This window comes from Enterobacter sp. SLBN-59 (assembly GCF_024807915.1).
Classification (GTDB): domain Bacteria; phylum Pseudomonadota; class Gammaproteobacteria; order Enterobacterales; family Enterobacteriaceae; genus Enterobacter; species Enterobacter asburiae_B.
Map to the genome: position 1 here is coordinate 3,026,694 of NZ_JANUFI010000001.1, position 26,481 is coordinate 3,053,174.

Here is a 26,481-nt window from a genome sequence, read left to right on the forward strand (position 1 = left end):
GAGGTGAGCATAAGAAGTTACTGATGCGCGAACATGGCGTGCCGCTGCGATTCGTGATCGCATTCATGGTTTTATTTTGACCAATCAGGTCTACTTTTTGACGTAAATATGGACATGTCAGAACGCAATCCACGCCCTGATAACGGCAGAGAGGTCTACTGGTGATCTACAAATCCATTGCTGACAGATTGCGGCTGCGGCTGAATTCGTCGGACTACAACGTCGGCAGCCCGCTGCCCGGCGAAAAAGCGCTGGCGCAGGAGTTCGGCGTGGCGCGAATGACCATCCGCAAGGCGCTGGATCTGCTGGTGAGCTGGGGGCTGGTTGAGCGTCGGCACGGCAGCGGAACCTTTGTCTCACGCAAAGACGTTCACCACGAAACCACCAACCTGACCGGGCTGGTGGAGGTGCTGCGTCAGCAGGGAAAAGAGGTGCAGAGTAAGGTCTTACAGTTTGAAGTGATGCCCGCCCCGCCCGCCATCGCCAGCCAGCTGCGGATTCAGGTGGATGAACGGATCTACTTTTCCCGGCGGGTGCGCTACGTGGACGGGAAGCCGCTGATGCTGGAGGACAGCTTTATGCCGGTGAAGCTGTTCCGCAATCTGTCGCTGGCGCATCTTGAGGGGTCTAAGTTTGATTACATCGAGAAGGAGTGCGGGATCACCATCAGCGGCAACTACGAGAGCCTGACGCCGGTGCTGGCAGATAAAACGCTGGCCGGTTATATGAACCTGCCGGAACAGACGCCGCTGCTGCGAATTACCTCTCTCTCCTACAGCGACAGCGGCGAGTTCCTCAATTATTCCGTGATGTTCCGAAATACCAGTGATTACCAGGTGGACTACCATCTGCGGCGCATCCACCCGGATGACCTGCTAGCTCATCCCCCAGAACAGCACCGCCAGTAGCTGCGGGGTGATGATGCGCAGGAACATCACCAGCGGATAGACGGTGGCATAGGAGAGCGCGGCCGCACCGCTGGTGGCGTGCAGGTTGTTGGCAAAAGCCAGCGCGGGCGGATCGGTCATGGAGCCCGCCAGCATCCCGCACAGCGTCAGGTAGTTCATTTTGGCGAACATCCGCGCCAGTATTCCCACCGTCAGCAGCGGGATCGCCGTGATAAAGATGCCGTAGCCTACCCAGCTCATCCCTTCGCCCTTGACCAGGGTATCGACAAAATCCCCTCCGGATTTCAGGCCGACCACCGCCAGGAACAGCACGATGCCCAGCTCGCGCAGCGCCAGGTTGGCGCTCGGCGGCATAAACCAGTAGAGCTTGCCGATACAGCCGATACGCCCGAGGATCAGCGCCATAATCAGCGGCCCGCCCGCCAGGCCCAGCTTGAGCGCCACCGGGAAGCCCGGCACGTACACAGGAATAGAACCGAGCAGCACGCCAAGCCCGATACCGATAAACACCGGCAGCATCTGCACCTGCTGCAGCTTTTGCTGGGCGTTACCCACCATATCCGCCACGGCGTCGATGGACGACGGGCGCCCAACCAGGTTGAGGATATCCCCGAACTGCAGGCTGGCCTCCGGGCTGGCGACCAGTTCAACACCCGCACGGTTAAGGCGAGAGATCACCACGTCATAGCGCTCCTTTACCTGCAGATCGCGTATTTTCTTGCCAAGAACGTGTTCGTTAGTCACCACAACGCGTTCCACGCGCATATCGGTGCCGCGGGTTGAGAGCGAGGTATCCACTTCCTGGCCAATCACCAGCCGCGCGTTGTTTAAATCTCCGGGCTGGCCGACCAGGTGCAGCAGATCGCCCTGCCGAATGACGGTGCCGGGCGCGGGCACCATCAGCATATCGTCACGCTTGAGGCGGGAGCAGATGATATTGGCGCTGTTGAGGATCGGCACGTCCTGAATCGCCATATTGTTCAGGTTGGGGTTATCGACCCGAATGTTGATGGTTTTGATCGGCATATGGCCGTTGGTGAGCGTGGTTTCGTGGTCCTTCGCCTCTTTGTCGACGTTAATGCGAAACAGGACGCGTACCAGCCACATGGAAAGCAGAATGCCGCAAATCCCAAACGGATAGGCCATGGCGTAGCTCATCCCCATCTGGTCGACGATGCCGGGTTCGATGCCCAAATCGCGAAGGATTTGCTGCCCGGCACCGAGCGCAGGCGTGTTGGTAACCGCCCCGGAGAAAATGCCCAGCACCACGGGGAGCGGGATATCGAAGATTTTATGCAGGATTGCGGTGACCAGCCCGCCCATCACCACAATGCCGAGGGCAAACAGGTTGAGCCGTAATCCGGAGACCCGAAGTGAGGCGAAAAAGCCCGGTCCCACCTGAATACCGATGGTATAAACGAAGAGGATCAGGCCGAACTCCTGGGTAAAGTGGAGCATTTCGGCGCTGAGGACCAGCCCGAGCTTGTCGGCGAAGTGCCCGACAAAAATGCCGCCAAACAGTACCCCGCCTATCCCAAACCCGACGCCACGGATTTTGATATTACCTATCCACAGGCCAACAACAGCGACCAGGGCCAACACGCTGACGGTTAACGCGATATCACTCATGACCCACTTCCTTATCATAACCTTAGTTATGCTAAGGATTCTCTCAGAGCCGGAGGCGGTTGTATGGGTGATGGCGCACAAAAAAGCCCTGCCGGGGCAGGGCTTTATCTTTTCACCCTCTCCCTACAGGAGAGGGCCGGGGTGATGGCATCAGCCCGCACACTATTAGCTATTCAACGCAGGCCGCTCGCTAATGGCGATACGCTGCGGCGCGATGGCTTCCGGCACGTTGCGGATCAGGTCGATATGCAGCAGCCCGTTGGTAAACGTTGCGCCGGACACTTCCATATGGTCTGCCAGGGTAAAGCTCAGGCTAAACGGCTGATTAACCAGCCCCTGATGCAGCCATTTGGTCTCGGTCTCTTGTTTTTCCGGTGACCCCTTCACGGTCAGGCGAGTGCCTTCAAGCTGGATGTCCAGATCGTCCTGGCGGAAACCGGCCAGCGCAAGGGTAATGCGATAGTGGTTATCGTCGCTCTTTTCGATGTTGTACGGCGGAAACGTCTGTTGCTCGGTGGTGCTTTGCAGGGCGTTAGCCAGTTTGTCAAAACCAATCCACTGACGCAGCAGAGGGGATAAATCATAGTTACGCATACTAAATCTCCTTCTGAGAAGCGAGTTCGGCACAGTCTAATTTTGTGCGCAGTTGTTCCTGCAAATCCTGATGGATTCGCATATGCTCCCGTTACGGCAAGCACGTCTGGATGGGCCGCTTACGCGACCCGCGTAATTAGTTAATTTCGATACGACGCGGTTTTTTCTCTTCCGGAATCACACGTTCCAGTTCGATAAACAGCAGGCCGTTAACCAGGTTCGCGCCTTTAACGTGAATGTTCTCGGCTAACTGGAACTTGCGTTCAAAGTTGCGCTCGGCGATGCCCTGATAAAGATAGGTACGTTCTTTCTGCTCGGCCGTATGGGAACCTTTCACCACCAGCAGGTTGTCCTGCGCGGTGATCTCCAGTTCGTTTTCTGCAAAACCGGCGACGGCAATAGCGATGCGGTAGTGGTTTTCGTCAACCAGCTCAACATTGTATGGAGGGTAGCCGTTGCTCTGGCTTTGGTTATTTTCTAAATGGTTAAACAGGCGGTCAAAACCAATTGCAGAACGGTATAGCGGAGAAAGATCGAAGTTACGCATAAATAAAACTCCTGAAATCAGCGAGAAATTGTAGCCTTCCACCATGGACAGGCCTTTGCACCCCCGAACACCCATCAGGCGAGTTCGTTATCGGGCCACATTCTTAAAATGGGTCTGCAATCGGGCTTTTCAAGAACGACAGCTGCACTTTTTTTTGCACTTTCCTGCATCTCGCTTAGACTGGGACAACAGCACAAAGGGTTAAATTGCGATGGCTGCCACAGTGCGGGGTTATCGGGCTATCCATTTTGGATAAGGCTCGCTATAACCCTGAGTTGCAGGTCTATGCAGTGCCATTAACGATGACTGAGTGATGATGAAAAATGTTCTGATAAAGCTGACGACGTTCAGCGGGGTAGTTTTACTTTGCGGGTGTTCGAGCGTGATGTCTCACACCGGCGGTAAAGAAGGAACATATCCGGGGACGCGCGCCAGCGCGGCGATGCTCTCCGATGACGATACAAACTGGGGCACCAAATCCCTGGTTATCCTGGATATGCCGTTTACGGCCGTGGCGGATACGCTTCTGCTGCCGTGGGATATGTTTCGTAAGGACAACTCCGTGCGCTCGCGGGTAGAGAAAAGCGAGCAGGAAAATCTGGCGACAAACGCCGTCATCCCGCCCGCTGACATGCCTCCACGCTAGTACTGCGCGGTTTCCGTTACCCAAAGCTGACGGAAACCGGCTGTCTCCTCCATCCACGCAATAACGCGCCCGTCCGGGGAAAACACGACCGCATCAGCAGACGGTGGGTTGCCATGATCGGACGTCAAAAACGTCACCTCTCCGGTCCGTGCGTCGCAGCAGGCGATCCGATTTTCGAGCACAAACCCCAGACTGTCGCCCGCAGGATGCCAGTTAAATGCTGACTGAATATCGCTCCCGGTACGCGTCAACTGGCGCGGCTCGCCGCCCGCAGGAGAGATCAGCCACAGCTGCACAATGCCGTTATCATCCCGCATCAGAAACGCAATCTGCGTCCCCTGCGGGTTGCAGCGAACCCAGTGACGCGGCACGTTCACCAGGCCCGGGTACGCCCTCTGATGCGTAAAGGTCAAACGACGCTGGTTCACACCCGCAGGCGGCGCAGGCAGGGTCTCCGTCGTGCCCTGTAGCGGCGCATCGCCCGCACGCTTCCAGCCCTGCTCGTCTTTCGGCAGGTCGACGATAAACAGTTCGGGTACTTTTTCGCCCTGCGCGGAGAGGGTATCGCCGATAAACGCCAGCCTGTCGTTGCCCACCCAGCCCTCTTCGTAAGCGCGGTTGATTTCATCGCTGCCCGGCCGAGAGTTGGGAGTCGTGCGGCTAACCAGCACGCTCCAGAAGGTTCCCGAATATTCACGGGGATGGTTCCCCTGCGGGTTCACCGGGCCATAAGGCGCAGCCACGCCGACGTTGCGTAAATCGAGTTTAGGATCGCGCTCGTGCAGGACATGGTCGTTATAGGTAAAGCTGACGAGCTGCCCGTTCGGGCTGAAGACATGGACGTGGCTGCCGCCGCGCAGCGCGCCTGCGGTGTAAGGCGCGGTGATATCCATCGCGTCCAGGTTGCTCACCTGACCGTTTTGCGCAATCACTCCCTGGCGATGATGAAAATCGTAATGCCAGTCGGCATCCGGGTTTTTCGGGCCGTGGATAAAGACATATTTATCTTCTGCAGGATGAACGGTCACCACGCCGACATGCGCGCCGTCAGTGGCGCGATAAACCACCTCTACCTCACCCGTAGCGACGTTGACCCGCTCGATGGTTTCACCGGTGAACGACGCACCGGACGGGCGCACGTCGTAGACCAGCCACTGGCTGTCCGACGTCCAGGTATTGATGTTGGTCAGCTGGTGGTTGCGCGAAGCGAAGGTGATTTGTTTCATGAGGATACCCTGATGCACGGTGAGTGCATCAGGGTAAAACATCCGCAGGGATTAGCCTACTCGTTTCACATCACCCACCAGCAGGATGTAGGAGAGTGCCCCGATCAGCGCCACGGCAGAAATATAAACCAGCGCCGGGCCGAAGCCGTAGTCCTGCGCCAGGTAGCCGATGACCAGCGGTACGGTGATCCCGCCCAGCCCGCCGACAAAGTTGAACACGCCGCCGGTCAGGCCAATCAGCCGCATCGGCGCAAGGGACGACACCAGCGACCAGGTGATAGAGGCGAAACCGTTACCGAAGAACGCCACCGCCATCAGGGTCATAATCCACACCGGATCGTTGGTGTAGTTGGCACCCATGATGCAGGTTGAGATCAGCAAGCCGCAGATGATCGGCGTTTTACGCGCCACGCCCAGCGAGTAGCCTTTTTTCACCAGCTTATCGGCCAGCCAGCCGGAGAGCAGCACGCCGAAGAACGCCGCGAGAAACGGCACGGTGGTCATAAAGCCCGCCTTCAGCGCCGTGATCCCTTTCTCCTGGGTCAGGTAGTTCGGGAACCAGGTGAGGAAGAACCACAGCGTGGAGGTCACCGCGAACTGGCCCAGATAAACACCCACCAGCTTACGATGGAAGACCAGCTTCCAGTCCGCTTTGGTCAGCGGCTGGCGCGCCTCTTTTTTCACCGGTGCATCGCCGTCCACCAGGCCACCGCCGTCACGGATGTAGTCCAGCTCGGCTTTGGTGATGCTTTTGGTCAGACGCGGCGGCTGGTAAACCTTGAACCAGATTAGCGACCAGATAATGCCAATCCCACCCGTGACGATGAATACCCAGTGCCAGCTCAGCAGCTCCTGGATCCAGATCAACAGCGGCGTCAGAAACGCCAGGCCAACGAACTGTCCGGAGGTGTAAAAGCCGACGGCTGACGCACGCTCGTGTTCCGGGAACCAGCTGGTCACCATGCGGTTGTTGGTGGGAAACGCGGGCGCTTCGAAAATACCGGTGATGGCGCGCAGGCCAATCAGCGACATCAGCCCGGTCGCGAAGCCCTGGAACAGGGTCGCCACGGACCAGCCGAAAATGGCGATAAAGTAGGTCAAACGTGAGCCCACGCGGTCAAGGAACCAGCCGCCCGGTATCTGACATAACGTATACAGCCAGGCAAACGCCGAGAAGACGTAGCCCATTTCCGCTTTGGTGATGCCAAACTCTGCCTGAATATGGGCCGATGCCACGGCAAGGTTGGCGCGGTCGACATAGCAAATGACCACGGTAATAAAGATCATGATTAGCGTCAGGTAGCGGCGACGCCCGGTTTTTGCAGCAGTAACTGGAATATCCATCGCAATCTGTCTCCAGATTTTGGGCATAGCGAAGCCGCTCACCATGCCCTGTAATTTACAGAGGGTGTATTTGGTTTTTTTAATTAATAACGTAAACAGAATGCGCTAAATAATTCGTGCTGGGGGAAGGCGGCAAGTTTTCGCATCCCCGGGAGCATACAAAAGTATGTGACCGGGGTAAGAAAACGCAGCCAACGCATCACCAGCGCGAAGTATGACGCGCATTTACCATTCGGCTACGCTGCCGTCCTCATGACGCCACAGCGGGTTACGCCAGTCCGGCGCACACTTACTCAGTTCAATGACTTTGGCTTCGTCTATTTCCACGCCAAGGCCCGGCTTCGTTAACGGTTTAAAGAAACCGCCTTCCATGCAGAAGTCTTCTTTATTTTTCACAAAATCGAGCAGTTCCGCGCCCTTGTTATAGTGAATCCCCATGCTCTGTTCCTGGAACACCGCATTGCGGGAGACAAAGTCAACGTGCAGACAGGCAGCCAGCGCGATCGGGCCGAGCGGGCAGTGCGGTGCCAGCGCTACATCGTAAGCTTCGGCCATCCCGGCAATTTTGTAGCATTCGGTGATGCCGCCCGCGTGAGAGAGGTCCGGCTGCAGAATGGCAATGCCGCCCGCTTCGAGCACGCGTTTAAACTCGAAGCGCGAAAACATACGTTCACCCGCCGCGATAGGAACGTGGGTCTGTTCAGCCAGTTTCGGGTAGTACTCGGCCTGCTCGGCCAGCACCGGCTCTTCGATAAACAGCGGGCGATACGGCTCCAGCTCTTTAATTAGCACTTTGGCCATCGGCGCGCTGACGCGGCCGTGGAAATCCAGGCCAAACTCAATCTCGTTGCCGAAGGCTTCACGGATTTGCGCCACGGTATTGACCGCCCGGTCTACCGCGCGCGAGTTGTCGATAATACCCATCTCTTCGCAGCCGTTGAGCTTGAAAGTGTCGAAGCCGATGTTGCGCAGCTGCGTGATGCCATCAATCACTTCCGCAGGACGGTCGCCGCCGACCCAGCTGTAGGCTTTGATTTTGTCGCGCACCAGGCCGCCCATCAATTGCCAGACCGGCGCGTTCAGCACTTTGCCTTTGATATCCCACAGCGCCTGGTCGATGCCGGCGATGGCGCTCATCAGGATCGGCCCCCCGCGGTAGAAGCCCGCACGGTACATCACCTGCCAAAGGTCGTTAATGCGCGCCGGATCCTGACCAATCAGGTATTCACCCAGCTCGTGCACCGCCGCTTCTACGGTACGCGCCCGCCCTTCAATCACCGGTTCGCCCCAGCCCACAACCCCTTCATCGGTTTCGATTTTCAGGAACATCCAGCGCGGGGGTAAACGGTACGTGGTGAGTTTGGTTATTTTCATTTCACTGCCTCTCGATACGCTTTCACAAATGCTGCCGCCTGCTGTGCGGTACGCTCCACGGACTGTCCGGCACGATAAAGATCGCTGCCCAGCCCCGCGCCCACACAGCCAGCGCTGATCCACTGGCCCAGGTTTTCTGGCGTTACGCCGCCCACGGCAAAGACCGGCACGCTGGCGGGCAATACCGCTTTCAGCGCTTTGATGTAGTCCGGACCAAAAGCCGATGACGGGAAAATTTTGAGCGACTGTGCGCCTGCATCGAGGGCAGTAAAGGCTTCCGTAGCGGTAGCGCAGCCCGGGCAGACGGTCATGCCGTGCCCCACCGCGCGGCGGATCACCTCAGGCTGAATGTTGGGCGTGACGATAAGCTTGCAGCCCATTTTCGCCAGTTCATCCACCTGCTCAGACCGTAACACTGTGCCTGCGCCAATCAGCGCCCTATCGCCGAAGGCCTCCACCACGGCCGGAATGCTTTTTTCCCACTCCGGAGAGTTAAGCGGGATTTCCACCGCGTCGAACCCGGCGTCGATAACCGCGCCGACGTGGGCTAACACCTCATCGGGCGTGATGCCGCGCAAAATCGCGATAAGGGGAAGATCAGTTTGCCACTGCATGAGCGATGCTCCTTATTCCTGCCTGAAATGCCGTGTCGCCGGATAGCGTTGAAACGTTACGCCCAACGGCGCGAAACGCCTGCTCGTAGCGCGACGTCAGCGATGCGCCTGCGACAATGGTGATGGCCTGCTCGTGCGCGATGAAATCACGCATGCTGGCGACCTCAGCGCCAATCAGCAGGCCGGAAAGAAACTCGCTGACCTGCTCGCGCGGGAGATTTCCCAGCACGTGCGAGGCGCGAACTTCAAAAAGGTGCGGCAAAACATCAGGAGAAGCGATCCCACGTTCAAGCCCGGCAGCAAACGCCTCTGCCGAGGCTTCCTGCTCAGGCAAACCGGCCCCGACCAGCGAATGGTTGAGCAGCAAATGGTGCAGCTCGCCGGTCATCACGGTGCGAAAGTCGTGGATTTGCTCAGCGTCAGCCTGGACCCACTTGCAGTGTGTTCCGGGCATGACGTAGACAGAAGAAGGAGAAAGCGTGCGCGCGCCAAGCAGCTGCGTCTCTTCGCCGCGCATCACGTTGTGGTTATCGTCGCGAGAGACGCACAGGCCGGGAATAATCCAGATATTGTCGCCAACGGACGTTAACTGCTCGCCAATAGAGGAGAAATGGGCGGGAACAGGCAGATATGGCGCGACTTTCCAGCCTACGTTACTGCCTACCATTCCCGCCATTACCACCGGCGTGGCGCTATCGCGCCAGTGTTGTGTGACCTCTGCTAACACCGCCTCGGGGGACTTACCCTTCAGGCGCGTCACGCCTGCTTCCGATTGCCTGCTCTCCAGGCACTGCTCACCCTGGTACAGCCAGGCGCGCAGATTGGTCGATCCCCAGTCAATTGCGATGTAGCGAGATGTCATGTGATTTCCTTCAGCCTTCGTGTCGAGCTGGCAATCATAGTAAGTGCCGCCTGCTCTGCCGCATCGCCGTCCTGATGCCGTATCGCATCGAACAGCGCTTTATGTTCCTGGAGCGTTTTCGGCATGTTGGCCTCATCGCCCATCCAGGTACGTTCAAATACTGCTCGCTGTAGCGAGCTGATCGCCACGCTAAGCTGCTGTAATACCGGGTTATGCACCGACTGCAGCACCGCTTCGTGGTAGCGAATGTCCGCCTCGTTAAACGCCTCCCGGTTCTGGTTATTGGCGATCATGTCGTTTAAAGCCGACTCGATCTGGGCCAAATCGCCGGAAGTTGCGCGTTCCGCCGCCCAGCGGGCGATGGCCGGTTCAACCAGGTTTCGGACTTCGCTCATCGCGCCGATAAGCCGCGGGTCGTAGTCGTTTTCCAGCACCCACTGCAGCACGTCGGTATCGAGGTAGTTCCACTGGTTACGCGGGGCAACAAACGCGCCGCGATAGCGCTTCATTTCAATCAGCCGCTTCGCCATCAGCGAGCGGAATACTTCCCGGATGATGTTGCGCGAGGTTTCAAACTCCTCACACAGTTCTGCCTCTGCCGGCAGCGGCGAACCAGGAACGTATTTGCCACCCACAATTTGGGTGCCCAGCGTAATGACAATGCGATCGGTTTTATTGAGAGTCATGGAGAGTCCTTGTGCTCTGTATGTCCATCACTACTTTACCGCGACCGCTGAATTTCACCTCACTTTTGCAGTACAAACGTGAGGGAGTTCGTCTTTGCCATGGCTGTAATGTAGTACAATCATTTAATGTTGTACTACAATCAAGATCACAAAAAGAACAATTCAATAAATTCAGCGCAAAAAAAAGCCCCGGTTGATAACCGAGGCCGATGATTAAAAATAAGCGTTACTGCAGCACAAACTTCTCGATCGCGTAAGCAACGCCGTCTTCCAGGTTGGATTTGGTCACGAAGTTGGCCACTTCTTTCACGGATGGAATGGCGTTATCCATCGCCACGCCCATACCGGCGAATTCGATCATCGCGATGTCATTTTCCTGGTCGCCCAGCGCCATGATCTCTTCCTGTTTAATGCCCAGCGCATCGGCCAGCGATTTGACACCGGTGCCTTTATTGACGCGTTTATCGAGGATTTCGAGGAAGTACGGCGCACTTTTCAGCACGGTGTACTTCTCTTTTACCTCCGCCGGAATGCGCGCAATCGCTTTATCCAGGATCTCCGGCTCATCGATCATCATCACTTTCAGGAACTGCGTCGCCGGGTCCATTTTCTCCGCTTCACAGAACACCAGCGGAATGGTCGCAACGTAGGATTCATGTACCGTGTAGTAGCTGATATCGCGGTTGGCGGTATAGAGCGTATTGCGATCGAGCGCGTGGAAGTGGGAACCCACTTCACGGGACAGTTTTTCCAGGAACAGATAGTCTTCGTAGCTCAGCGCGGTTTGCGCAACCGTACTGCCATCTGCGGCTTTCTGCACCAGCGCGCCGTTATAGGTGATGCAGTAGTCGCCCGGCTGATTCATGTGCAGCTCTTTCAGGTAGCTGTGTACGCCCGCATACGGACGCCCCGTGGTCAGGACCACATTCACGCCCTTAGCGCGCGCCGCGGCGATCGCGTTTTTAACGGCTGGAGAGATGGTGTGGTCTGGCAGCAGCAGCGTGCCGTCCATGTCGATTGCAATGAGTTTGATAGCCATGAGTTCCCCGGAATAAATGAGTGCTGCCTCATGCTAACGCGATTAAGCACACAAAAATAGAGCTATATTGCGCAACAGGAATGCCCCTTTTACGCTTATTCCGGGGAACGAAGGCTTACTCGCGGGTGAGCACAATTTTACCGAACGCGCCGCGATCCAGATGTTCAAACGCCTGTTCAAGCTCGTTAAAACGGTAGCGATGCTCAATCACCGGCTTCAGCCCCGTGACGTCAACAGCGCGGACAAAATCTTCCAGCGCCCGGCGGTGCCCCACGCCAATCCCCTGAATGACGGGGGATTTCAGCAGCAGTTCGCCAGCAGAGAGGGTAATCTCCGTCCCGGCGAGCACGCCAATGACGGAGATACGTCCGTGAACGGCAACGGCGCGCAGGGAATGCTTCAGATTCTCTCCACCGACGGTTTCAATAATATGGTCGATACCGCGATCCTGCGTGAGCGCCAGCGTATTTTCAGCCCAGTCGCCTTTCAGCCGGTTGATGCCGTGGCTGGCCCCCAGCGTTTTGGCCAGCGCCAGTTTCTCATCGCTCCCCGAGGTGACAAACACCTCCGCGCCGTGCGCTTTTGCAATCTGAAGGGCGAATATCGCCACGCCGCCCGTGCCCTGCACCAGCACCGATTGCCCGGCGCGGAGCTGGCCGCGCTCCACTAGCGCAAACCAGGCGGTAAGCCCTGCGCAAGGTAAGGTGCTGGCCTCGGCGTCATCCAGGGTCTCCGGAGAGGCCACCAGCGCGTCTTCCTTCACAATCACATACTCGGACAGCATGCCCTGGAAGTATCCGCCGGACGTTTTATAGGGCAGATTGCGCGCGTCCGCCTGCGGCTTACCGTCGATCCACTCCGGGAAGAAGGTTGAGATGACGCGCGCGCCGGGCTGGAAGCGCGTAACGCCTTCACCAATGCTGTCCACCACGCCCGCCATGTCAGACGCCGGGGTAAACGGGAAGGAAAGCGGGATCGGCATTGTGCCTTCAACAACCATTTTATCGCGATAGTTGAGCGCAACAGCATTCACCCTTACGCGCACTTCACCCGGGCCTGGCTGTAGGACGGGCGCCTGAGTCAGCTTGAGGTTCTCGCGCCCGAGGGCATCCATGGACCAGCGTTGCATTGTCTCTGTCATTTTATTTCTCCTGCCATCAGATGAGCTTTAGTCCTGACAGTCTACCGTTGACTAATGGTCGCCAGTGGCGATAAGTTTTCTCTTTATTGACGCCAGAATAGATACAATCCATGACCGATACGCTGAAGGATATTCCTGTTTTCGTGGCCGCAGTTGAGGCGGGAAGTTTCGCGCAGGCCGCGATTCGCCTGCATTTGTCACGTTCGGCGGTCGGAAAAAGCATCGCTCGCCTCGAACAGCGGCTGGGGGTACGTCTTTTTCAGCGCACCACCCGCAGCCAGAGTCTGACCGATAACGGCGCCCTTTTTTATGAACGCTGTCTGCGCGCGCTGGAGGAGATTCGGGGTGCGGAATCGCTACTTGAAACGGGGAAACAGCAGGTCAGTGGCCGCCTGCGCGTTGCCATGCCGGTGCTGTTTGGTCGCCAGTGCGTCGCCCCCTTGCTGATAGCGCTGGCGCAGGAACACCCCGGGCTTGAGCTGGAAATGTCATTCAGCGACCGCGTGGTGGATCTCGTCGAGGAAGGGTTTGATATGGCGGTGCGTAACGGCACGCTTCAGGACAGCAGCGTGCTGGTCGCCAGAAAGCTGGGAGAACACCGCATGGTGCTTTGCGCCGCGCCGGAGTATCTGTTGAAGAAAGGCCAGCCACAAAGCGTTAATGATTTATCCCAGCATACGGCCATCAACTATTTGAGCGCAGGCAGAGTGTTGTCCTGGCAGCTGATGGATAACGAAGGAACGTCGCACACCTTTACGCCCCGATCGTCACTCAATATGGATGATTTGCAGGCGATCTGCGACGCTGCGCTGGCCGGACACGGCATTGCATGGCTGCCCTGCTGGATGGTCGTCAAAGATATTCACCAGGGTAAACTCGTGCCGCTCCTGAAGCAGGCACCGGATGTGCATTTCAACGTTCATGCCGTGTGGCAGCAGACGCCGCATCTGCCGCTGAGGGTAAGAATAGCGATAGATACGCTGGCGAGCCGTTTACCGGCAGCGATGTCACTGGACCTTCCAGCGTCCATAAAAAAGCCGCGCTAAAAGCGCGGCCAGTTATCGTGCGGTATAACGACGATTAAATATCGATATTTGCCGCTTTCAGGGCGTTCTCTTCGATGAAGGCACGACGTGGTTCAACCGCATCGCCCATCAGGGTCGTGAACAGCTGGTCCGCGGCAATCGCGTCCTTAACGGTCACGCGCAGCATGCGGCGGCTTTCCGGATCCATGGTGGTTTCCCACAGCTGGTCCGGGTTCATTTCGCCCAGACCTTTATAGCGCTGGATCGCAAGACCACGACGAGACTCTTTCACCAGCCAGTCCAGCGCCTGCTCGAAGCTGGCTACCGGCTGACGACGTTCGCCACGCTCGATGAACGCATCGTCTTCGATCAGGCCGCGCAGCGTCTCGCCGAGCGTGCAGATACGACGGTATTCCGGACCGGTCACAAACTCGTGCTCCAGCGGATAGTCGGTGTCAACGCCGTGGGTACGCACGCGAATAATAGGCTCGAACTGCTTATCGGCGTTCTGCTGGATATCGCATTTCCACATGCTGCCGTGCTGCTCTTTTTCGTTCAGATCGGTCACCAGGGCATTCACCCAGCGGGTCACGGTCTGCTCGTCGCTCAGATCGGCTTCGGTCAGGGTCGGCTGATAAACCAGCTCCTTCAGAAGCGTTTTCGGATAGCGGCGTTCCATACGCGTAATCATTTTCTGCGTGGCGTTGAACTCGGACACCAGACGCTCCAGCGGCTCGCCGGCCAGTGCAGGGGCGTGCGAGTTCGCGTGCAGGGTTGCGCCATCAAGGGCGATCGCGATTTGGTACTGATCCATCGCTTCGTCGTCTTTAATGTACTGTTCCTGCTTGCCTTTCTTCACCTTGTACAGCGGCGGCTGTGCAATGTAGACGTGACCACGCTCAACGATTTCAGGCATCTGACGATAGAAGAAGGTTAACAGCAGCGTACGTATGTGCGAGCCGTCGACGTCCGCATCGGTCATGATGATGATGCTGTGATAGCGCAGTTTGTCCGGGTTGTACTCATCACGGCCGATGCCGCAGCCCAGCGCGGTAATGAGCGTCGCCACTTCCTGAGAAGAGAGCATCTTGTCGAAACGGGCCTTCTCAACGTTGAGGATTTTACCCTTCAGCGGCAGGATAGCCTGGTTCTTACGGTTACGGCCCTGCTTCGCAGAACCGCCCGCGGAGTCCCCTTCCACGAGGTACAGTTCGGACAGCGCCGGGTCACGTTCCTGGCAGTCAGCCAGTTTGCCCGGCAGGCCTGCTAAGTCCAGCGCGCCTTTACGACGGGTCATTTCACGGGCTTTACGCGCCGCTTCACGGGCACGCGCCGCATCGATAATTTTACCCACAACGATTTTCGCGTCGGACGGGTTTTCCAGCAGGTATTCGCTCAGCAGTTCGTTCATCTGCTGTTCAACCGCCGATTTCACCTCGGAAGAGACCAGCTTGTCTTTGGTCTGTGAGGAGAACTTCGGATCCGGCACCTTCACGGAGACAACGGCAATCAGGCCTTCACGGGCATCGTCACCGGTGGCGCTGACTTTTGCTTTCTTGCTGTAGCCTTCTTTGTCCATGTAGGCGTTCAGGGTACGGGTCATCGCCGCACGGAAGCCTGCAAGGTGCGTACCGCCGTCACGCTGTGGAATGTTGTTGGTGAAGCAGTAGATGTTTTCCTGGAAACCATCGTTCCACTGCAGCGCCACTTCCACGCCGATACCGTCTTTTTCGGTGGAGAAATAGAAGATATTCGGGTGAATAGGCGTTTTGTTCTTGTTCAGATACTCAACGAACGCTTTGATACCACCTTCGTAATGGAAGTGGTCTTCTTTACCGTCACGCTTGTCTTTAAGGCGGATAGAGACGCCGGAGTTCAGGAACGACAGTTCGCGCAGGCGTTTCGCCAGGATGTCGTACTCGAATTCGGTGACGTTGGTGAAGGTTTCATGGCTCGGCCAGAAACGCACCATGGTACCAGTTTTGTCGGTATCGCCGGTAACGGCCAGCGGTGCCTGCGGCACGCCGTGCGTATAGAGCTGACGGTGGATTTTGCCTTCGCGCTGGATAACCAGCTCCAGCTTCTGCGACAGGGCGTTAACCACGGAGACGCCTACGCCGTGCAGGCCGCCGGAAACTTTATAGGAGTTATCGTCAAACTTACCGCCTGCGTGCAGCACGGTCATGATCACTTCCGCAGCAGAGACGCCCTCTTCCGGGTGAATACCGGTTGGGATGCCACGACCATCATCGGTGACGGAGACGGAGTTGTCCGCATGGATGGTGACCACGATGTCTTTACAGTGACCCGCGAGCGCTTCGTCGATAGCGTTATCTACCACCTCGAATACCATGTGGTGCAGACCGGTGCCGTCATCCGTGTCGCCGATATACATACCCGGGCGCTTACGCACCGCATCCAGCCCTTTCAGGACTTTGATACTGGAGGAGTCATAAGAATTCGACATCAACGTTTCTCGCTCATTTCAACTTGGGTTAATCCGTTATTTTACCCTTTTCCACGGTAAACATCTTCGAATTTTCGTCCGACATGTCTATAACGTGTTCAGCGCTAATGGCGCTGACGAAAACCTGCGACTGCGTGGCTTTTAAGCGGCTGGCAAGCAGCCCGCGCCGCGCGTCGTCAAGTTCCGAGGCAAAATCATCTATCAGGTACAGGCAGCGTCTTCCGCTCTCGCGGGTGAGAAACTCCCCCTGTGCCAGGCGCAGCGCGCACATCAGGAGCTTGAGCTGCCCGCGCGACAGCGTGTCTTCCACCGGTGCACCGTCGGCACGAATGCGGAAATCCGCCTTGTGCGGGCCGTGCGCGGTATAGGTCAACATGCGGTCGCGCTCGAAGCTTCTCTCTAACACCTCGGCATAATCCGTCTCTTTCTCCCAGCCGCGCTGGAAAGAGAAGGTGAGAGAAAACTCGGGTAAAAACTGTTTGCAGGTGTCGGCCATGTCTTCGGCGATACCTGCGCTGTATTCGGCACGCCAGTTGCTGATTTGTTCCGCGAGAGGGATTAACTCCATGTCCCACGGACGCAGCTGGGCGTAACGGGTAACCTGGCGCAGGGCAGCGTTACGCTGCTTGAGCAGACGCTTCAGGTTGCTCCAGGCGTTAAAGAAACCGGCTTCGTTGTGAAAGCATCCCCAGTCGAGGAACGCTCTTCTGTATTTGGGGCCGCCGTTGAGTAAAGTAAACCCCTCCGGCGTAATCAGCTGCATTGGCATCAGCAGCGCCAGCTCCGCCACTTTATGGCCGTCGGTGCCGTCGATGCGCACCTTGCTGTCGCCCTGCTTGTCTTTGGTCAGGCCGATCGCGGTTTCCCGCTCCGCCCCCTGCAAACGCCCGTGCAGGACAAAGGATTCCTGCTCGTGGCGAATGACGCGACCAATCTGCAAACTGCGAAACGCCCGACCGTGGCCGAGCGTATAGATGGCCTCAAGCACGCTGGTTTTGCCGCTGCCGTTTGCGCCAACCAGGAAGTTAAAGCCAGGGGATAAAGCGAGATCCGCGCTTTCGATATTGCGAAAGTCGCGGATCAACAGACGGGTGAGCGACATTACAGTCTCATTGGCATGACAACATAAGCAGCCGACTGTGATGCGGCATCTTCAATCTGTACGCTTGAAACGGAGTCGGTCAGCAGAATGCGCACGTTTTCGCATTTCAGCGCATTCAGCACATCCAGCACGTAGCTGACGTTAAAGCCGATTTCCATCTCAGCGCCGGCGTAGGTGACGTCCAGAATCTCTTCTGCCTCTTCCTGCTCCGGGTTGTTAGCGGTGATTTTGATCTGGTTTTCACTCACGTACAGGCGCACGCCGCGGAATTTTTCGTTGGAGAGAATGGCCGCACGGGCAAAGGCCTGCTTGAGGCTATCGCATCCCGCTTCCAGCGTTTTGTCCGGATTCTTCGGCAATACGCGGCGATAATCCGGGAAACGACCGTCAACCAGCTTCGAAGTGAAGACAAAATCGCCCACGTGTGCGCGGATGTTGTTGCTGCCGATTTGCACGCGCAGCGGCGTGTCGCCGCCGTCGAGCATACGCATCAGCTCAATCACCCCTTTACGCGGCACGATCACCGAATGGTTTGGCAGCGCGTCGCCAATCGGCATAGAACAGACCGCCAGACGGTGGCCGTCGGTGGCTACGGTACGCAGCTCTTCACCTTCGGTTTCGAACAGCATGCCGTTTAAGTAGTAACGGACGTCTTGATGCGCCATGGAGAACTGCGTGGCTTCAATCAGACGCTTCATCGTCGCCTGCGGCAGGGTGAATTCAACTTCGCTCTGCCAGTCGTCCAGGTTCGGGAAGTCCGCAGCAGGCAGCGTGGAGAGCGAGAAACGGCTGCGGCCAGAGCGCACCAGCATACGGTCGCCTTCCAGCTGCACGGCGATTTCAGCGCCTTCCGGCAGCCCGCGGCAGATATCAAAGAATTTACGTGCCGGAACCGTGGTCGCGCCCGCGTCGTGCGGCTGCGTCAGCGTAACGCGCGCGATCATTTCCATTTCCAGATCTGTACCGGTCAGCGACAGCGTACCGTCCGCGACCTGAAGCAGCAGGTTTCCGAGAATAGGCAGCGTTGGGCGGCCACCTAATGGGCCACTCACCTGTTGCAGCGGTTTTAATAAATGTTCACGTTCAACGGTAAATTTCATAGCGTCACGATGATAATGTTCTGATTAAATTGGAAAAATCTTCTTTTATGTCGTGGCTTTCTTCGCGTAACTGCTCAATCTTACGACAAGCGTGCAGCACGGTCGTATGGTCACGGCCACCAAACGCATCTCCGATTTCCGGCAGACTGTGGTTGGTTAACTCCTTTGCCAGCGCCATCGCCATCTGACGCGGACGCGCCACCGAGCGGGAACGACGTTTAGACAGCAAATCTGCCACTTTGATTTTGTAGTACTCGGCCACCGTCTTCTGAATATTGTCGATGGTGACGAGTTTTTCCTGCAATGCCAACAAATCACGCAGTGCTTCACGCACAAAGTCGATGGTGATCGCACGCCCGGTGAAGTTGGCGTTGGCGATAACGCGGTTCAGCGCCCCTTCCAGCTCACGCACGTTGGAGCGCAGACGCTTGGCAATGAAGAACGCCACTTCGCCCGGCAGGCGAATGTCGTTTTCATCGGCTTTCTTCATCAGGATCGCGACGCGGGTTTCCAGCTCCGGTGGCTCGATCGCCACGGTCAGGCCCCAGCCGAAGCGGGATTTCAGACGATCTTCAACGCCGTTGATCTCTTTTGGATAACGATCCGAGGTCAAAATGATCTGCTGATTGCCTTCCAGCAGGGCATTGAAGGTGTGGAAAAACTCTTCCTGCGATCGTTCTTTATTCGCAAAGAACTGGATGTCATCGATGAGCAGCGCGTCAACGGAACGATAGTAGCGTTTAAACTCTTCGATCGCATTGTTTTGCAGGGCTTTTACCATGTCCTGAACGAAGCGCTCGGAGTGCATATACACCACTTTGGCATTGGGCTTGCGCGCCATAATGCCGTTACCCACCGCATGCAGCAGGTGCGTTTTACCCAGACCCGTGCCGCCGTAAAGGAACAGCGGGTTGTAGGCCCCACCGGGGTTATCAGCAACCTGACGAGCCGCCGCGCGCGCCAGCTGGTTCGACTTACCTTCAACGAAGTTATCGAACGTGTGTTTCACGTTAACGTTAGAGCGGTAGGTTGGCTCAGCCGGTGCAGGGACATTATCCCAGCCCTGACGAGCGGGTGCGACGCGAGGGGCCGGAGCAGGCGCGGCCTGAGCGGGCGCTGCTACGTTCACGGTTTCACGGACGGTTTGGGTGACCGGCTTTGTGCCCACTTCAAAGCGCAGCTGCGGGGCATCTGACCCGCAGAAATCGTTCAGCAGTCCATTGATGTTATTAAGGTACTTGTCCCTTACCCAATCGAGCACAAAACGGTTTGGCGCATACAAAGCCAGCGTGTTATCGCTCAGTTCCGCCTGCAACGGGCGGATCCACATACTGAATTCTGTGGCTGGTAACTCATCCTGCAATCGGGCAAGACACTGCTGCCAAAGCGAAAGTGACACGGCGGACTCCACTCGAACAATAAAAGAAAACTATTGAATATTCATGATTGTTGGCGCACATCGACATGACCCTGTGCAAAAGGGTGATGTGCGAACCGCTATCTGCGGTTATACACTTCATCGTTCAAGCCGTCTCTGCGTTGGCTGCACTCGCTCGCCCCAGTCACGTACTTGTGTACGCTCCAGGGGACTCGCTCCTTTGCCGCCTTGATACAGCGTGAACGATTTTGTGTCATACCCGGCCAGGATCGCTGGATCCCGATCGGGACCGCGGATCATAGCCTAAACTGAGCCAGAGATCTTCTGTTTCTCACAGATTCTTCCCGATTTATCCACAGGAAGATCCGGAACCGGATAAGTGTAAACGATCCTGGCGCCAGTGCCCCACGATTTAGTCCGCATATTGGAAAAATTAATGAGCACAGACAATTTATTGCTTAAATGATCTAACGAAGATCCGGGACGATCCTTGCGCTTTGTTGGCGAGGCCGTATAATCCTCGACCCGGCGCGTGATGCTCATCTTCCTGCGTCGTCCGTTGCTCATTTTCCACGCGAAAACGTGCGGAAATACGCGGGAAATAAGGAAAGAGAATTGACTCCGGAGTGTACAATTATTACAATCCGGCCTCTTTAATCACCCACGCTGAGGCGTTAGTCGTTCGAAACTCGTTCGGGTATACGCAAAAGTCAGTGAATTTATTCAAGTTTAGGTAGAAATCGCCATGAAACGCACTTTTCAACCGTCTGTACTGAAGCGCAACCGTTCTCACGGCTTCCGTGCTCGTATGGCTACTAAAAATGGTCGTCAGGTTCTGGCACGTCGTCGTGCTAAAGGCCGCGCTCGTCTGACCGTTTCCAAGTAATAAAGCTAACCCCTGAGTGGTTAAGCTAGCATTTCCCAGGGAGTTACGTTTGTTAACTCCCGCTCATTTCACTTTCGTCTTCCAGCAGCCACTACGGGCTGGCACGCCGCAAATCACCATCCTCGGCCGCCAAAATTCGCTGGGGCATCCCCGCATCGGTCTCACAGTCGCCAAGAAAAATGTTAAGCGTGCGCATGAACGCAATCGGATTAAACGTCTGACGCGTGAAAGCTTCCGTTTACGTCAGCACGAACTGCCTTCAATGGATTTCGTGGTGGTGGCGAAGAAAGGGGTTGCCGACCTCGATAACCGTGCTCTCTCGGAAGCGTTGGAAAAATTATGGCGCCGCCACTGTCGCCTGGCTCACGGGTCCTGATAGCCCTCATTCGGGTCTATCAACGCCTGATTAGTCCGCTACTCGGGCCGCACTGCCGTTTCACACCAACATGCTCAAGCTACGGAATTGAGGCATTGCGCAGGTTTGGAGTGATAAAAGGCAGTTGGTTGACGGTGAAACGCGTATTAAAATGCCACCCTTTACACCCCGGTGGAGACGACCCCGTCCCCCCAGGACCCTTTGATACCAGAGAACACTAACGATGGATTCGCAACGCAATCTTCTTATCATCGCTTTGTTGTTCGTGTCTTTCATGATCTGGCAGGCATGGGAGCAGGATAAAAATCCTCAACCCCAGCAGCAGACCACGCAGACTACGACCACCGCAGCGGGTAGCGCCGCCGACCAGGGCGTACCGGCCAGTGGCCAGGGGAAACAGATTACGGTTAAGACCGATGTGCTTGAGCTGACAATCAACACCCGTGGTGGTGATGTTGAGCAGGCGCTGCTGTTGACCTACCCGAAAGAGCTGAAGTCTAACGAACCGTTCCAGTTACTGGAAACCACGCCTGAGTTTATCTACCAGGCGCAGAGCGGCCTGACCGGTCGTGATGGCCCGGATAACCCGGCTAACGGTGCGCGTCCACTGTATAACGTCGAGAGCGACACCTTTGTACTGGCTGATGGTCAGAACGAACTCGCGATCCCGATGACGTACACCGACGCCGCAGGCAACACCTTCACTAAAACCTTCACCCTGAAACGCGGTGAATATGCGGTGAACGTGGGCTACAGCGTACAGAACGCCAGTGCGAAACCGCTGGAACTGTCGACCTTTGGCCAGCTGAAGCAGTCCATCAATCTGCCGTCTCACCGTGACACCGGAAGCAGCAACTTTGCGCTGCATACCTTCCGTGGCGCGGCGTACTCCACGCCAGACGCGAAGTATGAGAAATACAAATTCGACACCATTGCCGATAACGAAAACCTGAACGTCAGCGCTAAAGGCGGTTGGGTGGCAATGCTGCAGCAGTATTTCGCTACTGCGTGGGTGCCAAATAACGACGGTACCAACAACTTCTACACCGCGAACCTGGGTAACGGTCTTGCAGCCATCGGCTACAAATCTCAGCCGGTTCTGGTTCAGCCGGGTCAAACCGGTAAGATGGCAAGCACCCTGTGGGTCGGCCCGGAAATTCAGGACAAAATGGCCGCTGTTGCGCCGCACCTGGATCTGACCGTTGATTACGGCTGGTTGTGGTTCATCTCTCAGCCGCTGTTTAAGCTGCTGAAGTTCATCCACAGCTTCCTGGGTAACTGGGGCTTCTCCATCATCGTTATTACCTTCATCGTTCGTGGCATCATGTACCCGCTGACTAAAGCGCAGTACACCTCCATGGCGAAGATGCGTATGCTGCAGCCGAAGATTGCGGCGATGCGTGAGCGTCTGGGCGATGACAAACAGCGTCAGAGCCAGGAAATGATGGCCCTGTATAAAGCAGAGAAAGTAAACCCACTGGGTGGTTGCTTCCCGCTGCTGATTCAGATGCCAATCTTCCTTGCGCTGTACTACATGCTGATGGGTTCCGTTGAGCTGCGCCACGCGCCGTTCGCACTGTGGATCCATGACCTGTCCGCACAGGACCCGTACTACATCCTGCCGATCCTGATGGGCGTGACGATGTTCTTCATCCAGAAGATGTCGCCGACCACCGTGACCGACCCGATGCAGCAGAAGATCATGACCTTTATGCCGGTCATCTTCACCGTGTTCTTCCTGTGGTTCCCGTCAGGTCTGGTGCTGTACTATATCGTCAGCAACCTGGTGACCATCATCCAGCAGCAGCTGATTTATCGTGGTCTGGAAAAACGTGGCCTGCATAGCCGCGAAAAGAAAAAGTCCTGATTCGGTAAGTTAACGCTAAAATAAGGGCGGTCGATTGACCGCCTTTTTTATTTGTATTGAACGAGACCAACCATGAGCCATAACGACACTATCGTCGCCCAGGCAACCCCACCGGGACGCGGTGGTGTAGGCATTCTGCGCATCTCCGGCCTGAAGGCGCGCGAGGTGGCCGAAGCGGTGCTGGGTAAACTGCCAAAGCCGCGCTACGCTGATTACCTGCCGTTTAAAGATACCGACGGCACGCCGCTGGACCAGGGCATTGCGCTGTGGTTCCCTGGCCCGAACTCCTTTACCGGCGAAGACGTGCTGGAGCTGCAGGGCCACGGCGGCCCGGTTATCCTCGACCTGCTGTTAAAACGTATTCTGACCCTGCCGGGCCTGCGCATTGCGAAGCCGGGCGAGTTCTCCGAGCGTGCCTTCCTCAACGACAAGCTCGACCTGGCGCAGGCAGAAGCGATTGCAGACCTGATCGACGCCAGTTCTGAACAGGCGGCCCGCTCCGCCCTGAACTCGCTGCAGGGGGCATTCTCCGCGCGCGTAAATCACCTTGTGGAAGCACTTACTCACCTGCGGATCTACGTGGAAGCGGCTATCGACTTCCCGGATGAGGAGATCGACTTCCTCTCTGACGGTAAAATCGAAGCGCAGCTCAACCAGGTAATGAACGATCTCGACGCCGTGCGCGCCGAAGCGCGCCAGGGAAGCCTGCTGCGTGAAGGGATGAAGGTCGTTATCGCCGGACGTCCTAACGCCGGGAAATCGAGCCTGCTGAACGCCCTGGCGGGCCGTGAAGCGGCGATCGTCACCGACATTGCCGGCACCACCCGCGACGTGCTGCGCGAGCATATCCACATCGACGGGATGCCGCTGCATATTATCGACACAGCGGGCCTGCGCGAAGCCAGCGACGAAGTTGAACGCATCGGTATCGAACGCGCCTGGCAGGAGATCGAACAGGCTGACCGCGTGCTGTTTATGGTGGACGGCACCACGACCGACGCCGTTGACCCGGCAGAAATCTGGCCAGACTTTATCGCCCGTCTGCCGGCGAAACTGCCCATCACCGTGGTACGCAACAAAGCGGACGTCACCGGCGAAACGCTGGGCATCAGCGATGTGAATGGTCACTCACTGATTCGCCTGTCGGCGCGTACCGGTGAAGGCGTTGACGACCTGCGTAACCATCTCAAGCAGAGCATGGGCTTTGATACCAGCATGGAAGGCGGCTTCCTCGCGCGTCGTCGTCACCTGCAGGCGCTGGAAGAGGCGGCGAACCACCTTGTTCAGGGTAAAGCGCAGCTGATCGGCGCATGGGCGGGCGAACTGCTGGCGGAAGAGCTGCGCCTGGCACAGCAGAATCTGAGCGAAATCACCGGGGAGTTTACATCGGACGATCTGCTGGGACGGATCTTCTCAAGCTTCTGTATTGGTAAGTAATTCCCGCTAATCCATGGTGATTTCCTCCCGGGAAATCACCATTGTCCAAATGGCAACTCGCCTAATCTCTTTTCACCCCCTATCCTGCATGCCTGCATCTATGGGGGGTTTATGGCGCGTTTTCTGTTTTGTAGTTTCGCATTAGTTCTGCTTTATCCGTCCGGCATTGATATGTATCTGGTGGGATTGCCGCACATCGCCCGCGATCTGGGCGCCAGCGAAGCGCAGCTGCACATCGCGTTTTCGGCCTACCTCGCGGGGATGGCGTCGTCGATGGTCTTTGCCGGGAAGATCGCGGATAAGGCAGGCCGTCAGCCCGTCGCGATAACCGGCGCCATCATTTTTGCCCTGGCCTCTCTGCTCTGCTCACAGGCGCAAAACAGCACCTTGTTCCTGGCCGGACGGTTTATTCAGGGCATTGGAGCCGGTGGCTGCTACGTCGTCGCGTTTGCCATTTTGCGCGACACCTTAAGCGCCCAGCGTCGCGCCAAAGTGCTTTCGATGCTGAACGGTATTACCTGCATCATCCCGGTGCTGGCCCCGGTCGTGGGATATCTGATCATGCTGAAATTCCCGTGGCAGAGCCTGTTCTGGACCATGGCGGCGATGGGCGCGCTGGTGTTTGTCCTGTCCATCGCCGTGCTGAAAGAGACCCACCCGGGCTCGCAGAATACCGGTCATACCGCAGCCATTCACCCAGCCGAGAAGCTGCTTAACCGCTTTTTTCTCAGTCGTCTGGCCGTGACCACGTTAAGCGTGGCGGTGATCCTGACCTATGTAAACGTTTCCCCGGTTTTACTGATGGAAACCATGGGCTTCGATCGGGGTGAGTATTCAACGGTGATGGCATTAACCGCCATGGTCAGTATGGCAGTGTCGTTTTCTACCCCGTTTGCGCTAAATGTTTTTAGCCAGCGTACGTTGATGCTGACCTCACAGGTTTTATTCCTCACGGCAGGCGCGATCCTGGCAACCGCCAGCTCGCATGCGGTAATGCTGGCCGGCATTACCCTCATTTGCGCCGGGTTCTCGGTTGGCTTTGGCGTGGCGATGAGTCAGGCGCTTGGTCCCTTCTCGCTGCGGGCAGGCGTAGCAAGCTCGGTGCTGGGAATTGCGCAGGTCTGCGGCTCGTCGCTGTGGATTTGGCTGGCGGCGGTCATCGGGCTTAACGCGCTGAATATGCTGATCGGGGTTCTGATTGGCTGTAGCATACTGTGCATCACCTTACTTATGGTCATCCAGCCCGCGGCGCATTATGAAGAAGCCCATCAGCAGTCTCGATCTTAACCTGTTGCTGTGCCTGCAGCTTTTGCTGCAGGAGCGCAGCGTCACCAAAGCGGCGAAACGGATGAACGTGACGCCGTCTGCGGTGAGTAAATCGCTGGCCAAGCTGCGTGACTGGTTTGACGACCCGCTGTTTGTCAAAACGCCGTTGGGGCTGCTGCCGACCCCGCTGACGGTAAGCCTGGAGCAGGATTTGGCTGACTGGATGCAAATAGGCAACCAGATCCTCGATAAATTCCACCATGATTCCCCGGGCGGGCTAACGTTCGTGCTGGCCGCCGAAACGCCATTGATGCTGATCCGCTTTAACGCCCTGCTGGAGCAGGTGAACCAGCGCTATCCGCAGGCTACGGTGAAGATGCGTCACTGGGATTACGACTCGCTGGACGCCATTACGCGTGGAGAGGTGGATCTGGGATTCACCGGACGCGAAACGCACCCGCGCTCGCGTGAATTGCTGAAGCTAATGCCGTGGTTCATCGACTATGAAATCCTGTTCAGCGACCGTCCGTGCGTGTATCTGCGTGAGGATCATCCCGCGCTACAGGACGAATGGAACCTCGAGACCTTCCTGCGCTACCCGCACATCAGCATCTTCTGGGAACGCAGCGACACCTGGGCGCTGGACGAAGTGCTAAAGGAGATGGGTCGGGAGAGAAATATTGCCATGTGCGTACCGGGCTTTGAGCAGTCGATGTTTATGGCAGCCCAGCCCGGGCATAGCTATATCGCCACGGCTCCGCACTACTGCCATCACTACAATCAACTCCACCAGCGGAAGCTGATCGCGCTGCCCATTCCCATTGACGAAGTGCAGGCTGAAAAGCTTACCGTTCCCTTCACGCTGATCTGGCATAAACGAAACAGCCATAATCCAAAAATCCTCTGGCTGCGGGAAACCATCAAGGCGCTGTACGGTGCCAGCGATCCAATTTTTGCCTAAGAAAAT

At 56.8% G+C, this 26,481-nt stretch carries 25 protein-coding genes and 1 other annotated feature; of the genes, 10 read left to right on the plus strand and 15 right to left on the minus strand.

Translation table 11 applies throughout. The features are described 5' to 3' along the window. The first annotated feature begins 161 nt into the window (after nt 1–161). A complete protein-coding gene (locus M2422_RS14415) occupies nt 162–908 on the plus strand; it encodes a GntR family transcriptional regulator (RefSeq protein ID WP_033144348.1) in 747 nt (248 codons plus the stop codon). Here the strand turns inward: M2422_RS14415 and M2422_RS14420 are convergent. From M2422_RS14420 to ibpA, 3 genes are all read right to left on the minus strand, one after another. Next, nucleotides 876–2,537, minus strand: coding sequence for a putative transporter (locus tag M2422_RS14420; RefSeq protein ID WP_039260365.1), 1,662 nt, complete (start codon nt 2,535–2,537; stop codon nt 876–878). The genes M2422_RS14415 and M2422_RS14420 overlap by 33 nt on opposite strands. A gap of 165 nt (nt 2,538–2,702) precedes the next feature. Further along, nucleotides 2,703–3,131: a small heat shock chaperone IbpB gene (ibpB, locus tag M2422_RS14425; RefSeq protein WP_023309816.1), complete on the minus strand. Its 429-nt coding sequence runs from the start codon at nt 3,129–3,131 to the stop codon at nt 2,703–2,705. A gap of 136 nt (nt 3,132–3,267) precedes the next feature. Beyond that, on the minus strand, nt 3,268–3,678 hold the full coding sequence (ibpA, locus tag M2422_RS14430; RefSeq protein ID WP_008500162.1) for a small heat shock chaperone IbpA: 411 nt from the start codon (nt 3,676–3,678) through the stop codon (nt 3,268–3,270). Further along, nucleotides 3,672–3,744 (minus strand) — a sequence feature (ROSE (Repression Of Heat Shock gene Expression) occurs in the 5'-region of heat shock genes and acts as an RNA thermometer to modulate expression.). Its footprint overlaps the gene before it by 7 nt. 247 nt (nt 3,745–3,991) lie before the next feature. Between ibpA and M2422_RS14435 the strand changes: the two genes are divergently transcribed. Continuing rightward, the gene (locus M2422_RS14435) at nt 3,992–4,324 is read left to right on the plus strand and encodes a YceK/YidQ family lipoprotein (RefSeq protein WP_039260364.1); all 333 of its coding nucleotides are present in this window, start codon (nt 3,992–3,994) and stop codon (nt 4,322–4,324) included. On the opposite strand, the gene M2422_RS14440 is transcribed toward M2422_RS14435, so the two are convergent. The 8 genes from M2422_RS14440 to M2422_RS14475 form a co-directional block, all read right to left on the minus strand. Beyond that, entirely contained in the window at nt 4,321–5,550 is a 1,230-nt protein-coding gene (locus tag M2422_RS14440) for a DUF3748 domain-containing protein (RefSeq protein WP_074399166.1), read from the minus strand. The genes M2422_RS14435 and M2422_RS14440 overlap by 4 nt on opposite strands. Before the next feature lie 51 nt (nt 5,551–5,601). Then, nucleotides 5,602–6,939, minus strand: a complete 1,338-nt coding sequence (locus tag M2422_RS14445; protein WP_081273721.1) for an MFS transporter — start codon at nt 6,937–6,939, stop codon at nt 5,602–5,604. 180 nt (nt 6,940–7,119) lie between these two features. Beyond that, nucleotides 7,120–8,268 (minus strand): galactonate dehydratase, encoded by a 1,149-nt coding sequence (gene dgoD, locus M2422_RS14450; RefSeq protein WP_064673027.1) that lies wholly within the window; start codon nt 8,266–8,268, stop codon nt 7,120–7,122. Then, on the minus strand, nt 8,265–8,882 hold the full coding sequence (locus M2422_RS14455) for a 2-dehydro-3-deoxy-6-phosphogalactonate aldolase (RefSeq protein WP_064673026.1): 618 nt from the start codon (nt 8,880–8,882) through the stop codon (nt 8,265–8,267). The genes dgoD and M2422_RS14455 overlap by 4 nt, the downstream gene beginning before the upstream one ends. Then, nucleotides 8,866–9,744, minus strand: a complete 879-nt coding sequence (locus M2422_RS14460; protein WP_064673025.1) for a 2-dehydro-3-deoxygalactonokinase — start codon at nt 9,742–9,744, stop codon at nt 8,866–8,868. The genes M2422_RS14455 and M2422_RS14460 overlap by 17 nt, the downstream gene beginning before the upstream one ends. Beyond that, the gene (dgoR, locus tag M2422_RS14465) at nt 9,741–10,430 is read right to left on the minus strand and encodes a D-galactonate utilization transcriptional regulator DgoR (protein WP_003861109.1); all 690 of its coding nucleotides are present in this window, start codon (nt 10,428–10,430) and stop codon (nt 9,741–9,743) included. The genes M2422_RS14460 and dgoR overlap by 4 nt, the downstream gene beginning before the upstream one ends. A gap of 226 nt (nt 10,431–10,656) precedes the next feature. After that, complete coding sequence (yidA, locus tag M2422_RS14470) at nt 10,657–11,469, minus strand: sugar-phosphatase (RefSeq protein WP_064673024.1); 813 nt, start codon at nt 11,467–11,469, stop codon at nt 10,657–10,659. A gap of 115 nt (nt 11,470–11,584) precedes the next feature. Continuing rightward, complete coding sequence (locus M2422_RS14475; RefSeq protein ID WP_064673023.1) at nt 11,585–12,610, minus strand: NAD(P)-dependent alcohol dehydrogenase; 1,026 nt, start codon at nt 12,608–12,610, stop codon at nt 11,585–11,587. Between the two features lie 110 nt (nt 12,611–12,720). Here M2422_RS14475 and M2422_RS14480 point away from each other — a divergent pair, with 110 nt between their 5' ends. After that, nucleotides 12,721–13,656: a LysR family transcriptional regulator gene (locus tag M2422_RS14480; protein WP_039260360.1), complete on the plus strand. Its 936-nt coding sequence runs from the start codon at nt 12,721–12,723 to the stop codon at nt 13,654–13,656. Nucleotides 13,657–13,690: 34 nt separating this feature from the next. On the opposite strand, the gene gyrB is transcribed toward M2422_RS14480, so the two are convergent. From gyrB to dnaA, 4 genes are read right to left on the minus strand one after another with little or no spacing between them, the layout of a single operon-like run. After that, nucleotides 13,691–16,102 carry a DNA topoisomerase (ATP-hydrolyzing) subunit B gene (gyrB, locus tag M2422_RS14485; protein WP_029741443.1) on the minus strand — a complete coding sequence of 804 codons (2,412 nt, stop codon included), beginning with the start codon at nt 16,100–16,102 and terminating at the stop codon, nt 13,691–13,693. A gap of 28 nt (nt 16,103–16,130) precedes the next feature. Continuing rightward, nucleotides 16,131–17,204 (minus strand): DNA replication/repair protein RecF, encoded by a 1,074-nt coding sequence (recF, locus tag M2422_RS14490; RefSeq protein WP_023309805.1) that lies wholly within the window; start codon nt 17,202–17,204, stop codon nt 16,131–16,133. Next, nucleotides 17,204–18,304 carry a DNA polymerase III subunit beta gene (gene dnaN / locus M2422_RS14495; RefSeq protein WP_014830028.1) on the minus strand — a complete coding sequence of 367 codons (1,101 nt, stop codon included), beginning with the start codon at nt 18,302–18,304 and terminating at the stop codon, nt 17,204–17,206. Before dnaN ends, recF begins: the two co-directional genes overlap by 1 nt. Before the next feature lie 4 nt (nt 18,305–18,308). Continuing rightward, entirely contained in the window at nt 18,309–19,703 is a 1,395-nt protein-coding gene (dnaA, locus tag M2422_RS14500; protein ID WP_010426558.1) for a chromosomal replication initiator protein DnaA, read from the minus strand. A gap of 724 nt (nt 19,704–20,427) precedes the next feature. Here dnaA and rpmH point away from each other — a divergent pair. The 7 genes from rpmH to yidZ all read left to right on the plus strand — a co-directional run bounded on the left by rpmH (nt 20,428) and on the right by yidZ (nt 26,475). Beyond that, a complete protein-coding gene (gene rpmH, locus M2422_RS14505; RefSeq protein WP_000831330.1) occupies nt 20,428–20,568 on the plus strand; it encodes a 50S ribosomal protein L34 in 141 nt (46 codons plus the stop codon). 16 nt (nt 20,569–20,584) lie between these two features. Further along, nucleotides 20,585–20,944: a ribonuclease P protein component gene (gene rnpA, locus M2422_RS14510; RefSeq protein WP_032640303.1), complete on the plus strand. Its 360-nt coding sequence runs from the start codon at nt 20,585–20,587 to the stop codon at nt 20,942–20,944. Continuing rightward, the gene (gene yidD, locus M2422_RS14515; RefSeq protein WP_001307474.1) at nt 20,908–21,165 is read left to right on the plus strand and encodes a membrane protein insertion efficiency factor YidD; all 258 of its coding nucleotides are present in this window, start codon (nt 20,908–20,910) and stop codon (nt 21,163–21,165) included. The genes rnpA and yidD overlap by 37 nt, the downstream gene beginning before the upstream one ends. A 2-nt stretch (nt 21,166–21,167) precedes the next feature. Then, nucleotides 21,168–22,811 carry a membrane protein insertase YidC gene (gene yidC / locus M2422_RS14520; RefSeq protein WP_064673022.1) on the plus strand — a complete coding sequence of 548 codons (1,644 nt, stop codon included), beginning with the start codon at nt 21,168–21,170 and terminating at the stop codon, nt 22,809–22,811. Between the two features lie 72 nt (nt 22,812–22,883). Then, a complete protein-coding gene (gene mnmE, locus M2422_RS14525; RefSeq protein WP_064673021.1) occupies nt 22,884–24,248 on the plus strand; it encodes a tRNA uridine-5-carboxymethylaminomethyl(34) synthesis GTPase MnmE in 1,365 nt (454 codons plus the stop codon). Nucleotides 24,249–24,359: 111 nt separating this feature from the next. Further along, nucleotides 24,360–25,535, plus strand: a complete 1,176-nt coding sequence (locus M2422_RS14530) for an MFS transporter (protein WP_064673020.1) — start codon at nt 24,360–24,362, stop codon at nt 25,533–25,535. After that, the gene (gene yidZ, locus M2422_RS14535) at nt 25,504–26,475 is read left to right on the plus strand and encodes an HTH-type transcriptional regulator YidZ (protein WP_064673019.1); all 972 of its coding nucleotides are present in this window, start codon (nt 25,504–25,506) and stop codon (nt 26,473–26,475) included. Before M2422_RS14530 ends, yidZ begins: the two co-directional genes overlap by 32 nt. Nucleotides 26,476–26,481: the final 6 nt, after the last annotated feature.

Coding starts and splice junctions, on each gene's coding strand:
- M2422_RS14420 (WP_039260365.1), bottom strand. CDS start 2,537: ATGAGTGATATCGCGTTAACCGTCAGCGTGTTGGCCCTGGTCGCTGTT.
- ibpB (WP_023309816.1), bottom strand. CDS start 3,131: ATGCGTAACTATGATTTATCCCCTCTGCTGCGTCAGTGGATTGGTTTT.
- ibpA (WP_008500162.1), bottom strand. CDS start 3,678: ATGCGTAACTTCGATCTTTCTCCGCTATACCGTTCTGCAATTGGTTTT.
- M2422_RS14435 (WP_039260364.1), top strand. CDS start 3,992: ATGATGAAAAATGTTCTGATAAAGCTGACGACGTTCAGCGGGGTAGTT.
- M2422_RS14440 (WP_074399166.1), bottom strand. CDS start 5,550: ATGAAACAAATCACCTTCGCTTCGCGCAACCACCAGCTGACCAACATC.
- M2422_RS14445 (WP_081273721.1), bottom strand. CDS start 6,939: ATGGTGAGCGGCTTCGCTATGCCCAAAATCTGGAGACAGATTGCGATG.
- dgoD (WP_064673027.1), bottom strand. CDS start 8,268: ATGAAAATAACCAAACTCACCACGTACCGTTTACCCCCGCGCTGGATG.
- M2422_RS14455 (WP_064673026.1), bottom strand. CDS start 8,882: ATGCAGTGGCAAACTGATCTTCCCCTTATCGCGATTTTGCGCGGCATC.
- M2422_RS14460 (WP_064673025.1), bottom strand. CDS start 9,744: ATGACATCTCGCTACATCGCAATTGACTGGGGATCGACCAATCTGCGC.
- dgoR (WP_003861109.1), bottom strand. CDS start 10,430: ATGACTCTCAATAAAACCGATCGCATTGTCATTACGCTGGGCACCCAA.
- yidA (WP_064673024.1), bottom strand. CDS start 11,469: ATGGCTATCAAACTCATTGCAATCGACATGGACGGCACGCTGCTGCTG.
- M2422_RS14475 (WP_064673023.1), bottom strand. CDS start 12,610: ATGACAGAGACAATGCAACGCTGGTCCATGGATGCCCTCGGGCGCGAG.
- M2422_RS14480 (WP_039260360.1), top strand. CDS start 12,721: ATGACCGATACGCTGAAGGATATTCCTGTTTTCGTGGCCGCAGTTGAG.
- gyrB (WP_029741443.1), bottom strand. CDS start 16,102: ATGTCGAATTCTTATGACTCCTCCAGTATCAAAGTCCTGAAAGGGCTG.
- recF (WP_023309805.1), bottom strand. CDS start 17,204: ATGTCGCTCACCCGTCTGTTGATCCGCGACTTTCGCAATATCGAAAGC.
- dnaN (WP_014830028.1), bottom strand. CDS start 18,304: ATGAAATTTACCGTTGAACGTGAACATTTATTAAAACCGCTGCAACAG.
- rpmH (WP_000831330.1), top strand. CDS start 20,428: ATGAAACGCACTTTTCAACCGTCTGTACTGAAGCGCAACCGTTCTCAC.
- yidD (WP_001307474.1), top strand. CDS start 20,908: ATGGCGCCGCCACTGTCGCCTGGCTCACGGGTCCTGATAGCCCTCATT.
- yidC (WP_064673022.1), top strand. CDS start 21,168: ATGGATTCGCAACGCAATCTTCTTATCATCGCTTTGTTGTTCGTGTCT.
- mnmE (WP_064673021.1), top strand. CDS start 22,884: ATGAGCCATAACGACACTATCGTCGCCCAGGCAACCCCACCGGGACGC.
- M2422_RS14530 (WP_064673020.1), top strand. CDS start 24,360: ATGGCGCGTTTTCTGTTTTGTAGTTTCGCATTAGTTCTGCTTTATCCG.
- yidZ (WP_064673019.1), top strand. CDS start 25,504: ATGAAGAAGCCCATCAGCAGTCTCGATCTTAACCTGTTGCTGTGCCTG.